The sequence below is a fragment of the Vibrio sp. 1580 genome, from assembly GCF_033340055.1.
On record NZ_JAWOVT010000786.1, the window covers coordinates 1 to 509 of the forward strand.

General features: G+C 41.3%; 1 pseudogene. It reads left to right on the forward strand.

The features are described 5' to 3' along the window. Nucleotides 1-509: pseudogene (locus R7093_RS28380) on the forward strand (hybrid sensor histidine kinase/response regulator); the annotation flags it as partial.

The window sequence follows — 509 nt, forward strand, 5'->3', positions numbered from 1 at the left end:
GACGCATGTGCCGATATTTTTGTTTATTTATGTGTTTGGCAACATGTTCTATTTCCGAAATCAGGTCGAGCATGAAGCAAAAGTATCGCTCGCTAAGTCGTTTGGCGCTGGTATTGCTCATGAAATGCGTAATCCACTCAGTGGCTTATGTACGTCGATAGATGTTATTCAGTCTGTCTTACCTAACAAAAAGGCGATGGGCGAAAAAGATCAGTATGTGATGAGTGGTGAAGACGTAACCTTGCTCCGTGAAGTGAGCGAAGATGCGATGAACATTATTCATTCAGGCAACGAGACAATCGATTTATTGCTCACATCGATTGATGAAAACCGCGTATCTCGCTCTTCCTTCAAAAGATATTCTGCTCAATCGGTGGTTGAAAAAGCCATTGAGAGTTTCAGTTATAAACGTTCGACAGACAGGTTCGCGATCTCATTCGATGCAAGAAGTGAGTTTGACTTTTTGGGTAGCGATACATTGTTAAAGTACGTCATGTATAACTTGTTTA